12 protein-coding genes are annotated in these 13,311 nt (G+C 54.4%); 6 read left to right on the forward strand and 6 right to left on the reverse strand.

Annotated features, from left to right (window positions below):
• The 6 genes from PsW64_RS20865 to PsW64_RS20890 all read right to left on the reverse strand — a co-directional run bounded on the left by PsW64_RS20865 (window position 1) and on the right by PsW64_RS20890 (window position 6,932).
• Entirely contained in the window at window positions 1-1,260 is a 1,260-nt protein-coding gene (locus tag PsW64_RS20865; protein WP_063304816.1) for an SDR family NAD(P)-dependent oxidoreductase, read from the reverse strand.
• Window positions 1,260-2,438, reverse strand: coding sequence for a thiolase family protein (locus PsW64_RS20870; protein WP_063304817.1), 1,179 nt, complete (start codon window positions 2,436-2,438; stop codon window positions 1,260-1,262). Before PsW64_RS20870 ends, PsW64_RS20865 begins: the two co-directional genes overlap by 1 nt.
• The gene (locus tag PsW64_RS20875; protein ID WP_063304818.1) at window positions 2,435-4,054 is read right to left on the reverse strand and encodes an AMP-binding protein; all 1,620 of its coding nucleotides are present in this window, start codon (window positions 4,052-4,054) and stop codon (window positions 2,435-2,437) included. The genes PsW64_RS20870 and PsW64_RS20875 overlap by 4 nt, the downstream gene beginning before the upstream one ends.
• 17 nt (window positions 4,055-4,071) lie before the next feature.
• A complete protein-coding gene (locus tag PsW64_RS20880) occupies window positions 4,072-4,554 on the reverse strand; it encodes an aromatic-ring-hydroxylating dioxygenase subunit beta (RefSeq protein WP_063288520.1) in 483 nt (160 codons plus the stop codon).
• On the reverse strand, window positions 4,535-5,890 hold the full coding sequence (locus tag PsW64_RS20885; RefSeq protein ID WP_063304819.1) for an aromatic ring-hydroxylating dioxygenase subunit alpha: 1,356 nt from the start codon (window positions 5,888-5,890) through the stop codon (window positions 4,535-4,537). Before PsW64_RS20885 ends, PsW64_RS20880 begins: the two co-directional genes overlap by 20 nt.
• A gap of 82 nt (window positions 5,891-5,972) precedes the next feature.
• A complete protein-coding gene (locus PsW64_RS20890) occupies window positions 5,973-6,932 on the reverse strand; it encodes a PDR/VanB family oxidoreductase (protein ID WP_063304820.1) in 960 nt (319 codons plus the stop codon).
• A gap of 199 nt (window positions 6,933-7,131) precedes the next feature.
• Between PsW64_RS20890 and PsW64_RS20895 the strand changes: the two genes are divergently transcribed.
• The 6 genes from PsW64_RS20895 (at window position 7,132) to PsW64_RS20920 (ending at window position 13,310) form a co-directional block, all read left to right on the forward strand.
• Window positions 7,132-8,160: a TRAP transporter substrate-binding protein gene (locus PsW64_RS20895; RefSeq protein WP_063304821.1), complete on the forward strand. Its 1,029-nt coding sequence runs from the start codon at window positions 7,132-7,134 to the stop codon at window positions 8,158-8,160.
• Window positions 8,157-8,666 (forward strand): TRAP transporter small permease, encoded by a 510-nt coding sequence (locus PsW64_RS20900; RefSeq protein WP_063288523.1) that lies wholly within the window; start codon window positions 8,157-8,159, stop codon window positions 8,664-8,666. Before PsW64_RS20895 ends, PsW64_RS20900 begins: the two co-directional genes overlap by 4 nt.
• Window positions 8,666-9,952, forward strand: coding sequence for a TRAP transporter large permease (locus PsW64_RS20905; RefSeq protein WP_063288524.1), 1,287 nt, complete (start codon window positions 8,666-8,668; stop codon window positions 9,950-9,952). The genes PsW64_RS20900 and PsW64_RS20905 overlap by 1 nt, the downstream gene beginning before the upstream one ends.
• A gap of 30 nt (window positions 9,953-9,982) precedes the next feature.
• On the forward strand, window positions 9,983-10,456 hold the full coding sequence (locus tag PsW64_RS20910) for a MarR family winged helix-turn-helix transcriptional regulator (protein WP_063288525.1): 474 nt from the start codon (window positions 9,983-9,985) through the stop codon (window positions 10,454-10,456).
• 119 nt (window positions 10,457-10,575) lie between these two features.
• Window positions 10,576-11,097, forward strand: coding sequence for a MarR family winged helix-turn-helix transcriptional regulator (locus PsW64_RS20915; protein WP_082597107.1), 522 nt, complete (start codon window positions 10,576-10,578; stop codon window positions 11,095-11,097).
• A gap of 62 nt (window positions 11,098-11,159) precedes the next feature.
• The gene (locus PsW64_RS20920) at window positions 11,160-13,310 is read left to right on the forward strand and encodes a thiamine pyrophosphate-dependent enzyme (protein WP_063304822.1); all 2,151 of its coding nucleotides are present in this window, start codon (window positions 11,160-11,162) and stop codon (window positions 13,308-13,310) included.
• Window position 13,311 lies beyond the last annotated feature (1 nt).

A 13,311-nucleotide genomic window follows, 5' to 3' on the forward strand; every position in this document is an offset into this window, starting at 1 on the left:
TCACAGTGCCTCCAGACTTGTCATTTCTTTTTCAAGCACCTTCGGGCTCTCCATGAACTTACGCCGGATGTCCTTGGCAATGTCACCCACATACACATCTTCCAGCCCTGCTTGCAGCGCCTTTACCAGTTCCCGCGCCAACGCACCCGCAGGCACCTTGGGCGGTGGCAAAGGCTGATGCCATTCATCCTCAGTCGGCCCGCAATGAACATTCACCACCCGCACACCAGAAGCCGCCATCTCCGCCCGCAAACATTGTGAGAGTGAATGCGCGGCTGCATTGGAGGCTGAAAAGCTGCCAAAGCCGGGGTTGCTCACCAGCGAGTAGACGGAGAGCACGTTCACCCACGCCACAGCACTGTTCACCCCATCCGCACTGCGTCCGGCCATGGCAGGGGCAAAGGCCTGTGCCAGCCGCATCATGCCGAAATAGTTGACCTGCATCTCATCCATAGCAAAGCCTACGTCCCCACGACCCTGAATGCCACCGGGCCGCACAAAACGGGCGTTATTGATCAGGATATCGACCTTGCCACCAAACTCGCCTGCAAGCTCCTGAACGGAGGAAGTGTCAGTCACATCTAAAGAAACCAACTCAACACCTTGAAGAGACTCAAGTTTGGCGCGGTCAGGGTAGGGGCGCCAACTCTCAGCCTCTCCAACAAACACCGCAGAAGCTCCAGCCTCCAGCAGGCTCTTTGCCAGCGCATACGCATTCGGATTGCGTGCATCCGTAATCAGAATGCGTCGGAACTTCGGATCACACGTCAATTCACGAAGCTGCATATCATCCTCCTGCAATTGAGCTTTTTCCATGGGCAACGCCAGCAAAACGCTTTGCCCGGATTTATCGAGCCGGTTGATCAGCTGCACCTCATCCCCCACTGCTACCTCACTGTGAAGGTGACACATAACAGAGGGGCCAATCTCAAGATGCACCGTCCCAAGCCGCCACGGTGCCCGCTCACGGAAATAAGTGTTGGTGCTCGTACGCACGGTAGATGTCGCAATCAGCTTTCCGCGTGAAGAAACATCCTGCCAAACGAGCCGATCAGACAGACAACAACTGCAAGCATCCCGCGCAGGGTATTGAACAGACCTACAATCCGGCTCTGCGCAGACCTGCAGCATAAATCGCCCCTCAGCGGCAGCTGCGGCCATAAATAGTGCAGAACGGCTACGATAATGAGAAGGCAATGTGGGTACGCGGGTGCGTACCTGCGGGTTCTTTTTGGGTGGTTTTTGAAGCGGTGTGACCATCAACGCGCCCCTTCCAAAATCGCCGCACTGGTGCACACGCCGCGGTCGTAGTTGATCACCCCAAAGCCGGAAACCAAAGCCCGCCTGGCATTCGCCACCTGCGTCGCCCCAGCCGTACCCGTTACCTGTCTGATCGCTTCTACCAAACCGATAAACCCGCCAGCAGCTCCGGCCTGACCAGCTGAAAGCTGTCCGCCGGAGGTGTTGTGCGGAAAGTCACCGGAAACCGTTAGGTCCTTATCCGCAATAAACCGAGCCGCTTCACCTTTTGCGCAAAAGCCCAGGTCCTCCAGTTGCATCATTACGATGACCGGATAATCATCATAGGTCTGCAACAGATCAACGTTTTCCGGCCCATAGCCCGCCATCCCGTAAAGCTCATCAATATCCATCTCCCATCCGCCGCGCATCTGGATTGGATCTTCAGCAAAAGCATTGTGCCGCTCAATGGTCGCGCTGATATGCGCATGCGGAATCCCAGAGGCGACCGCATCTTCTTCGCGCATCACCAAAAAAGCTTCAGCACCAGCAACAGGCATCACGCAGTCAAACAGGGTAATCGGATCACTGATCTCACGCCCTGCCAGATAAGCCTCCATGGTCAGTGGCTTCTTCATCACCGCATTCTCATTACGCAACGCATTGTCCCGCTGAGAAACGCAGATCCGGCCAAAATCTTCGCGGCCCACGCCAAACTCACGCATGTAATAGTCAGTCAGCAGCGCAAAACAGGCATTCGGCCCGCCAGCGCCATAAGGGTAAGAGGCATCCTGCGCAAACCGTGAAAAGCTGGAGAGCATACGCCGGAAACTGTCCACGTGGTTGGTATCCCCCGCAACGCAAGCCACCACAGAGGCATCCCCGCATTGCACCGCCCGCGCAGCCCGGCGTAGCGCGCTTGGGCCACTGGCGCCGCCCTGCGGAATATGATCCAGCCAACGCGGAACCAATCCCAGATGCTGAGTCAGGCCAACAGCCGTATCAGGAAACAGCGAGAAACTGGCGACAGAAAACCCGTCAATATCGCGCGGTGCAAGACCGGCAGATTTGATCGATTGCCGCAGCGCCTTGGCAATCCACCAATGCGCAGTCTTGGTAGAGTAACGCTCATAGGGTGTGCTGGCAGGGGCTGCCACAACAACCCCGTCATACCCCATGCGTTTGCGTGGCTTGATCATGAAACCAGCTGCCTCCGCTTCAAATGGATGGTGTCGAACGCCTCTGATGTTTCAAGCAGTTCAAGTGCCATCTGCTTTTGGGCTGCCCGCTGGATCTTCTGCGTGCCGGTCAGTTTTAGCGAGCTGCAAAACGCGATGTAGCCGGGCACCTTGTAATAAGCCATGCGCTCCAGTCCCCAGCGCACAATCGCTTCTGCGGCGTCCTTCGTTTGTTCGCCGCGCCAGACGATAGAGGCAAACACCTCATCCCCGCGAATGGCATCTGGCACTGGACAAACAGCAACCGCCTCAATGTCCGGATGTTGCATGAGAACAGACTCCACATCCACCGCAGCAATGTTCTCGCCGCTGCGCCGGATCACGTTCTTCTTGCGATCCACGAAGAAGAAATCACCATCCTCATCCCGCTTTACGATATCACCCGTATGAAACCAGTGGTCCTCCCAGGCCTCATTGGTGGCCGCTTCATCCTTGAAGTAATGCGAAAAGAACCCGACACGCGGATCATCGCCCTTGCGCCGCACCAGCAATTCACCGGGCTCGGTTCCTGTAACAGGCACACCGTCATCACCCATAATGCACACATCCATCTCAGGGCCAGGCTTACCAAGGCAGTTCATACCGCGCTTACGAGGCTCCTGGTTGGCCGCAATCACAGATCCAGCGCCTGTTTCCGTCATGGCCCATGCTTCCACCAGAGGAATACCAAAGCGCTCCTCAAACGGAACATGCAACTTGGCATCAATACCCGCCCCAAAGCCAAAGCGAACAGAATGGGCTTTGTCTTCCGGCGCTTCTGGTAGGCTCATCAGGATCGATGGCATAACGCCCAGATAATGCAGGCAGGTTGCACCACTATCCCGCACATTCTGCCACCAGGAACGCGGGTGGAAGCGGTCCAGAACAGTCAGACACCCACCCACAGCAATCATCGCCATGGCAGAATATGCCATCGCATTCATATGGAAGATGGGCAGCGGCGTAATCATCCGCTCGCCATCCTCATTCAGCGCACACGTGCCGCCTGCATTGGCGTACCAATGCCCCGCTTCCAGAAAGTAGCGATGAGCCAGCACACAGCCTTTCGGGCTCCCGGTGGTGCCAGAGGTATAGAGCATCGCCGCAGGGTCTTCTTGCGCAGGCGAATAAGTCTCATCCGAAGGCGTGCGCACAACGAGCAGGGCATCATCCAGTGTGGCACAGGCAAAACCTTGCCCGCTGTCACGCGCTGCCTGTTCCATATCCGCTTTGCGCTCACACGTTGAAATAGCCAGAACAGGCTCTGCATGTCTGCTGATGTATTCAAGCTCTGAGCTTTGCAGGTCAGGATTGATTGGCACGATTACCACGCCAAGAGCGTTGAGGGCCAGCCAGTGCAGAAAGAAGGCAGGGCGGTTTTCAAGCAGAACCAGAACACGGTCTCCAGCTTGAAGGCCAACTTGCCGATAGCGCGCCACCGCGCCTTGTGCCTGAGCCAATGCTTCTGCGTAGGAGGTCTCTCCAGCCTCGATGCCGTAAAGCTCGGCAGTCTCAGGCAACACATTCACAAACGGACGATCTGGCCACTTTTCAGCTGCATCACAAAACGCATCGAAAACAGATTTATGCTCAATCATTCAAACAACCTGTTTTCTCAAATGAACAGCTGGATGTTGCCAAAGGCAGCATCACAGTTGAGCAGATCAACCCGCTTCAGTTTAATTTTCAGCTCGTCCTCGACCATCTCAAAATGATGGTGCACGGTGGCTGCCAGCAAGAACTGGTCGTCGAGCCGCGTCTCCACATAATGAACGGCGGTACGGGTGATAAACTGGCCCGCTTTCGGATCAAAAGCCTCGATGCTTGGACGGTTCAAAACATGAGAGCAGCGGCTCTTGGGTTTTTGCGAAAAAGTGCGCAGGCCATTGAGGCGCTCAACACGAAGCTTTCGCAAGAATGCGTCCTCATACATAAGCGAGGTCATGTTTTTTGGATTGTCCTGCTGATAATCCAGCGGCATCCAGTAGTAGCTGTCAGAGCCCCAAAGCTCCAGCCACTCATCAAAGCGGCCTTCATCAATCACCCGGGCTTCATGGTAGACAAAGTCGATCAGGTCATCACGCGTCGGTAAGGTCACGAGCTTCGGCCTCCATGCTTGCAACAACAAACTTCTTCCAGGCATGGAACTGATTGCGCATCTGGCGTTCCGTCGTCCCGTTCTCAACGGCTTCTTCATCCAGGTCTTCGTCAGCATCATAAAGGCGCTGCACATTCACCCACTCAAGTTCTTGAGAATGCAGGCCTTCCTGCGCTCGCTCATACATCTCCAGATCATCGTGCCCAACAATGGAGGTTGGTGCGTTGATCAGGCGGTTGTACATGGCCGTGCGCTCAAGCAGCATGTCCGGTGCATCAACAAGGCGGAAGATATAGCTTTCAACCAGTGTCTTATTGGCGGCCAGTGGAATGAACACACGCAACTGCTGGATAGGGCCTTTGATCATGATGTTCGGAAAATAGACCGTGTTATGCCGGCTTTCACCCAAAATAGCCTTGGCACGTTCTTCGCCATAGGCCTCCACCATCATCTCCAGGTAACCCGGAATAGCAGAGTAATCCGAGTGAATGGAATGGTGCACACCTGTATGACCATGACCATTCGGCCAGGTGCGAATACCCATATCCTCAAAGAACTCATAGGGCGACATGAACGGCGCAATCACCTCCATCGCCATAGGCGTTTTGGTGTTCTCGTCCTTCTCTATGCTCTCCCAAATCTCAACCGCGGTGCCTGCAGAGCTTTCATGAGCAACCATCGGGTGACAGGTATCCGTCTGGTTATCAACCAGCATCTTCCAGTTACAATTGTGCATGTAGCGCAGCGGTGGGCCAGCCACCTCTAGCTTACCAACCGGAGAGCGGTCCACCATGTTGTCGAGAGAGGAGAGGGAGCCGCCGAAGTACTCCTCAAAGCTGATGCCCTCTTGCTTCATGCGCACAAAGATAAAGCCGCGATAGTTCTTCACCGCGCCCACAGGTGGCAGACCGCTTTGCCCAGCCTCGCTCTGTTCAAAACCGGTGTCTTTGTACCCCTTCTTCAGCGGAATCGCGAGCAGCTTGCCATTGGTGCGGAACGACCAGGCATGGTAAGGGCAGCGGAAAAACTTGCCCGTGTTGCCTGTACGATCAATGACGATCTTGGTGCCTTTATGCGGGCAGCGATTGTGCAGCACATACACCTCGCCATCCGTATGCCGTGCCAGCAAAATAGGCTGAGCAGCAACATCGGTCGCGAAATAATCGCCAGCATTGGGCACCTGACTTTCATGCCCCACATAAACCCATGTGGAGGCAAACAGATGCTTCATTTCTAAGGCAAACACTTCATCGTCGATATACAGATCACGATGAACCTCAGCGGGGCGCACAAGGTCTGCCACCGCCTGCGGATTATCTTTGTATTTCATGGTCATAAGCTCCCCTCCCAAAAAGCTTAGAGCGCATACTGACCGGAGCTAAAAATGCGTCCCTCCGGCAAATACGCGAAATTATCTTTTACAAATCCAGCACCAGTCGTTTGGACTTGGCACGCGATACGCAAATATGCATCACGTCACCAGCCGCTTTCTCATCATCACTCAGCACCACGTCCCGGTGGTCTGGTTCACCCTCAAGCACATCCACCTGACAAATCCCGCAGTCCCCGCGCTGGCAATCGTAAACAAGGTCCACGCCGCCGTCTTCCAGCACATCCACGATGGATTTATCCTGTGGCACCCAAAATACCTCGCCAGAGGATTTCACTTCCACCTCAAACCCGCCGCTGACATCATTGCCTGAAGACGCAGCGCTTGCAAACAGTTCAAAGTGGATTTGCTCCTTACCAAAGCCAGCAGACAGCGCCGTCTCGCGCACGGCTTCAATCATTCCCTTCGGGCCACATACATAGATATGGCTGCGAGTATCGAGCGTCGGAATGAGCGAGCTAAGATCCAAACAGCGCTCAGGATTGTCATCACTATGGATGTTCAATGCATCACCGCAGAGTTCTGCAAGCTCATCCCTGAATGCCATCCCCTCCAGCGTGCGGCCAGAGTAGTGCAGGGCATAGGCTTTGCCCGCGCGTTTCAACGCAGCAGCCATGCTGATGATCGGTGTCACACCAATGCCGCCTGCAATCAGAACAATCGGTCTGTCGTCTTCAATCAGCGGAAAATCGTTCTTTGGTAGGTCAACCTGAACAGCGTCGCCCACCCGCAAAGAATGCATGTAAGCCGAACCGCCACTTCCGTCTTGCTCCAAAAGTATACCGAGCATGTATCGCTGATTCTCGTAGGGTAAGTTTTCACCAAAATCGATCAGAGAATATTGACGAGAAGAACCATCCTTAAGTTGAACTGCGATATGTGCACCAGCTTCAAATTGCGGAAGCTGCGCATTATCTTCGGCTTTGAGAACAAACTGTTTGATTTTTGGGGCGGTCGTCCGAACCCCCTCAATAATAAGTGTTTTCATGCTTTTTGGCGTCCTCCCTCAGAGCCAAAACAAGGAGAGTCTCCTCTCGCATAAATGAGAAATATAATATGCGATATCATATAAAACAATGTCAATGCATGAACTGGAAATAGTTTCCATTTCATATTTGTGCTTGATTAACCCACGGTATGTGTGCACATTTTTCTCATTCATCCTGTATTCTCTGGGGAGGGAGAACATGAATAAGAAACTCAAGATATTTGCAGCTGCAACTATTACCGCGCTCTCTGTCAGCGCATCTGCCATGGCGCAGGAAACCGTATTGCGCATGTCCAGCTGGCTGCCGCCGGCACACCCGATCGTAAAAGGCATGATGGTGCCTTGGGCGGCCAAAGTGAAGGAAGTCACAGAGGGACGCGTCTCTGTGCAAATCCTCGACGCACCGCTCGGCCCGCCACCAGCCCACTTTGACCTCGCCGCAAACGGCATTGCTGATCTCACATACGGCGTGCACGGTTACACACCGGGCCGCTTTAAACTCACACAGATTGCGGAGCTGCCGTTCCTTGCAACGGACGCCACCAGCCTGTCCGTTGCCTACTGGCGTCTCTATGAAAGCACGCTGGCAAAAGCCAATGAGCACCGCGGTGCAAAGGTTCTGGGCGTCTTCACCCACGGTCCCGGCCTGCTTTACACAACCGACCGTGCCGTCTCACCTCTGAGCGAGCTGAAAGGCGCAAAGATCCGCGTCGCTGGCAGCATCACCAACCAGCTGGTTCAGGCTATGGACATGGTCGCCATTCAGGCACCAGCACCGCAATCCTATGAGATTCTGTCCGGCGGCATTGCTGACGGCATCGTGTTCCCGACTGAATCCATCCCGTTCTTCAAGCTGGATGGATTGCTCAGCAATGGTCTGCGCGTAGAAGGTGGTCTGTACAACGTCTCCTTCTTCTTCATCGCCAACAACGCCAAGTTCTCCAGCTTGTCAGAAGCGGATCAGAAAGCCATTGAGGCTATCTCTGGTGAAGCCTTCTCCCGTCTTGCGGGCGCCGCATGGAATGCTGCGGATGCATGGGGTCTGGAGCAGATGGAAGGTAAAGTGACCATTCACGATGCTACCGCAGAAGAGCGTGCTCAACTGGAAGAGGCCACCCGTCCAATGTTTGACGGTGTTGCCAAATCCTACGGCGAAAAAGGCATCGACTTTGAAGTTGCCATGGACATGCTCCAAAAAGAAGTTGCAGCGGTTGCCTCTGAAAAATGAGTGGGAATCTGGTTGATCTAGCAGCGCGCGCCCGACGAAAGCTTCGTTCGGGCGCCTCTGTGCTCTGCGGAATACTGCTTCTGGCGCTGGTCGCAGTAACGGTCATTGATGTGATTGGCCGTTACCTGTTTTCAAGCCCATTGCCCGGAGCGCCGGAATATACGGAACTGCTGCTCATGGCGGTGATTTTTACAGGCCTTCCTGCAGTGTGCCTGGATGATGGGCACATCACGGTAGACCTGTTCACCTCCAAGTTCAAAGGCGGAGTAGCCGCCCTGCAAATGTTCTTTTCACGCATGTTTGTGGCTGTGGTCCTGTCCGTTGTGGCCTGGGAACTTTGGCAACACGGAACGCAGCTTGCGAGCTATCAGGAAGTGACTGTGTATTTACGCATCCCTCTTGCTCCATTTGCAAAAGCAGCCGGTGTCATTTGTGCGTTTTGCGCATTCATCACATTCGTGCTTGCCGTTTTGAGAATTCCTAGAGGTGTTGGGGGCGGTTCCTGATGGAATGGTATCTGGGTCTTGCCATCCTGATGGCATTGATTTTTGTAGGCGTGCCAATTGCTTTTGCAATGGCTGCCGTTGGTTTTTTTGGAGTTGCGTCCATCATTGGATTGCCTCCTGCATTTCACCTTGTCGGACAGGTCTATTTTGACAGCGGTCGAAGTTACACCCTGTCGGTCGTGCCCTTGTTCCTGCTCATGGGCAATCTCATCGTCCAGTCTGGCATTGCCAGTGACATGTATACGGCGGCAAACGCCTGGCTGAGACACCGTAAGGGGGGGCTGGCCATGGCAACCATCGTTGCCTGTGGCGGCTTTTCCTCGGTTTGCGGGTCATCTCTGGCAACCACCGCAACCATGGCACGTGTGTCTCTGCCAGCCATGCGCCGGTTTGGGTATTCGGACCGCTTGGCAACATCTTCCATCGCAGCAGGCGGAACGCTGGGTATTTTGATCCCGCCCTCCGTCATTCTTGTCATCTACGGCATTCTCACACAGCAAAACATCGGCGCGCTGTTCCTGGCAGGCATCTTGCCGGGCCTCGTCGGCGTCATCGGCTATATGCTTGCCGTGCGCTTGTCGCTCTTCATGTTTAAGGAGGAGCTGGAAGTTCAGAGCAAACTGCCCCTGATCGAGCGGATCATCGCTCTGCGCGGTGTGTCGTGGGCATTGCTTTTGTTTGTCTGCGTGCTGGGAGGCATCTATCTCGGCGTCTTCACAGCCACGGAAGCGGCTGGCATCGGAGCAGGCGGAGCGCTGGTTCTGACCGCAATGCGGGGCAAACTAACCTATCGGGAGACACTCAACACTCTGTTCGAGACAGCCAAAACCACAGCTGTGATGTTCTTCATTCTGTTCGGGGCGCTCTATTTCCTGAACTACGTGAACATTTCCGGTCTGACGACGGACCTGCGCACATGGGTAAATGCCCTTGGCGTCGGACCCTATGCCATCATCACCATGATCGTGCTGATCTATCTGGTGCTGGGGTGCCTGCTGGAAAGCCTGTCCATGGTCACGCTCACAGTGCCGATTCTCTTTCCAATCGTCACAGGTCTTGGGTTTGACCCGATCTGGTTCGGTATCTTCGTCATTATCGTCACGGAAATGAGCTTCATCACGCCTCCAATCGGCATGAACGTGTTTGTTATGCGCTCAGTTGCGCCTGAGGTGCCGGTCGAAAAGATATTTGTCGGTGTAGTTCCATTTGTTGCTATGGATGTTGTGCGCTTGATCCTGCTAATTGCAGTTCCGGGACTCGCACTTATCATTCCGTACTCAATGTAGCGCGGCAAAAACAAAAGAAGAGGCTGGCCGGTGGACGCAGACCTGAATGAAATCGACACGCATGAGAAGGAAACCGGCTTTGTAGACGGGTACCTTTTGTATCTGCTGGCATCGGCAAGCCATCTGGCAAGCGGGCAGTTTCACGAAGAAATCCGGGGCGCAGGCGTACGCGTCCCGGAATGGCGCGTACTGGCGTGTCTTCGAGACAATGACGGCCAGATGGTCACTCAGTTGGCCCGCTTTGCTTTGATGGAGCAATCTCACCTCACCAAAACCATCGATCAGATGACAGAAAGAGGGCTGGTGACACGCCGCTCTGATGAAGCAGACCGCCGCCGCGTCCGCATCTTTTTAAGCGAGAAGGGCAGGGAACTCGCCGGCCAGCTCGTCACGCAAGCCAGTGCTCATGAAGAGCGGTTGATCCGTCAGCTTGGCATGAATGATATTACGCAGGTGAAAGGTTTTCTCTCTCGCATGATCGAGACTCTCGAAAACAATGAATGATCACATATTTACGCTATAATCTACAGGATTGCAGTTGATATAAATATGTAAATGCATATAATCATTTTCAAGCTCTACGAGAGAGGTGGGGCTTGTTCAAAAAAGAAAGAGTGCACCACATGAACGAGATTCTCGGTGATCAAGCTCCCGAAACTGAACAGGACGGACAACACTCAAAACCTGTATCCACGCCGAGAACTCTGGGTGAAGTCGGGCTGGGCCATTTTGCGCCCTATCTGATGAACCGGATCATGGGCAGATACAACGAGAGTCTGCGCGAAAAACTGAGCAGATCAGGGTTGTCGGTCGCCAAAATGAGAGCACTCGCTGTGTTGTCAGTCGTGGACGGGCTGATGATCAACGAACTCTCGGTTTATTCGGTGATCGAGCAATCGACTTTGAGCCGCACGCTGGACGCGATGGAAAAGGAAGGCCTGATCCACCGTAAAGCCAGCGAGCAGGACAACCGCGTGCGCCATATTTTTCTGACTGAGGCGGGACGGTCTGCCTTTGCTGAAATGTGGCCGCATATGCGCGATGAATACAGCACAATGTTCACTGGCGTCTCGCAAGCCGAGCATGACGCCTTTTTGGTGACGCTGCGCAAGGTGCTGGCAAACATACGAAAGCACGACTTCTAGGGCGCGTTTCTCTTCATTGAGTTCGCACCAACTGGATCTGTCATGCTTTCTGGGGAGAGAGTATGGCAGAAAGATCTTTTGTCAAAGAGGTCGAAAAACTTCGCGCAGGTGAGGGCGAAGTGTTCCGCGGTGAAGGCATTCTGGCCATCACCAAAGCGCTGCTGGAAAATGGCGTAGGCTATGTTGGCGGCTATCAGGGCTCGCCAATCAGTCACCTCATGGATGTTCTGGCTGATGCGCAGGATATTCTTGGCGAGCTTGGTGTGCACTTTGAAGCCAGCGCCAGCGAGGCTGCCGCCGCCGCCATGCTGGCCGCGTCTGTTCACTATCCCATTCGCGGCGCAGTCACCTTCAAGTCAACAGTCGGCACCAATGTTGCCTCTGACGCATTGGCAAACCTGTCGTCCGGTGGTGTCACCGGTGGTTCCCTTGTTATTGTCGGAGAAGACTACGGCGAAGGCTCTTCCATCATGCAGGAGCGCAGCCACGCCTTTGCAATGAAAAGCCAGATCTGGCTGCTCGATCCGCGTCCCAATCTGCCATCCATCGTCAAAGCTGTTGGTGATGGTTTTGAACTGTCAGAAGCCTCAAACACCCCCGTTATGCTTCAGGTGCGCATCCGCAGCTGTCATGTCCATGGTGAGTTCACCACCAAAGACAACCAGCGCCCATCCATGAGTGTGGCAGACGCGCTGGAGAACCCAAAGCGTGACCTGAACCGCATTGTCTTGCCACCAGCCTCCTTCCTCCATGAACAGGAGAAGGTAACAAAGCGCTTGCCTGCCGCGCTGGATTATATTCAAACGCATAAATTGAACGAGCTGTTCGGACCAGAAGGCCGCAATGTCGGGATTATCCTGCAAGGCGGTATGTATAACGGCGTCATCCGCGCATTACAGCGTTTGGGCCTTGCTGACATCAATGGCGAAACGCAAATCCCGCTTTACGTCATGAATGTAACCTATCCGCTTGTTCCAGCTGAAATCAACGAGTTCTGCCGCACCAAAGAGGCCGTACTGGTGGTGGAAGAAGGCTATCCTGATTATCTGGAGCAAGCCGTCGGCGCCATGTTGCAAAAGGAAGGCCTCACTACCAAACTGGAAGGGAAAGGACCATTCCCGGTAGCTGGTGAATATACTGGACAGGTGATGCTGGACAGCATCCAAACCTTCCTTGCAACCCACTGCGATGCGTTGCCCGGCAAAGGGCGCGCACCAAACACACCTGGAGCTCTGCCAGATATCAAAGAGCTGCAAGAGGTCGTTCCCATGCGCCCGCCCGGGTTCTGCGTGGGGTGTCCCGAACGCCCAATCTTCGCTGCCACCAAACTGGTGGAAGATGAACTTGGCCCGCATCACATAGCTTCCGATATCGGCTGCCACCTGTTCTCCATCATGCCACCCTTTGGCATTGGCTCCACCACCATGGGGTATGGATTAGGCCCGGCCTCAGCCTCTGCATTCAACACAACAGAAACGGATCGCAGGTCCATCTCGTTCATGGGAGATGGCGGCTTCTGGCACAATGGCCTGACCACCTCTATCGGCAACGCGGTCTTCAATCAAAATGACGGCGTGATCGTCATTGTCGACAATTACTATTCAGCGGCCACAGGCGGGCAGGACATCCTGTCCTCAAGGGCAAACAACAAAAGCAAGTCCACCAAACACCCGATCACCGAAGCGGTGAAAGGCGTCGGTGTCAAATGGGTCCGTCAGCTTGACCGCACCTATGACGTCACCCAGATGCAATCGGTCCTGAAAGAAGCGCTGACCACTGATGTCAAAGGACCGAAGGTCATCATCGCGTCCTCAGAATGCATGCTCAACAAACAGCGCCGCGAAAAGCCGATCATCAATCAGGCCGTGAAAGAGCAAAAGCGCGTCGTCAAAACCCGCTTTGGTGTTGATGAAGATGTCTGTACAGGGGACCACGCCTGTATGCGCTTATCTGGCTGCCCGTCGCTGACAGTCAAAGATCTGGATGACCCGCTGCGTGATGATCCCGTCGCCCACATCGACCAGAACTGCGTCGGTTGCGGCAATTGCGGGGAGGTTGCGGACGCCGCCATCCTCTGCCCATCCTTCTATCAGGCTGACACCATTCACAACCCAAGCAAAACCGAACGCTTCTTCAGTAAGATACGCGGTCGCATCATTTCTGCGCTGCAAAACTGGCGAGAGCGCCGATCTCTGATCATTGAGGAGGCATAAG

The organism is Pseudovibrio sp. W64 (assembly GCF_001623145.1).
In the GTDB taxonomy this organism is placed as follows: Bacteria; Pseudomonadota; Alphaproteobacteria; order Rhizobiales; family Stappiaceae; genus Pseudovibrio.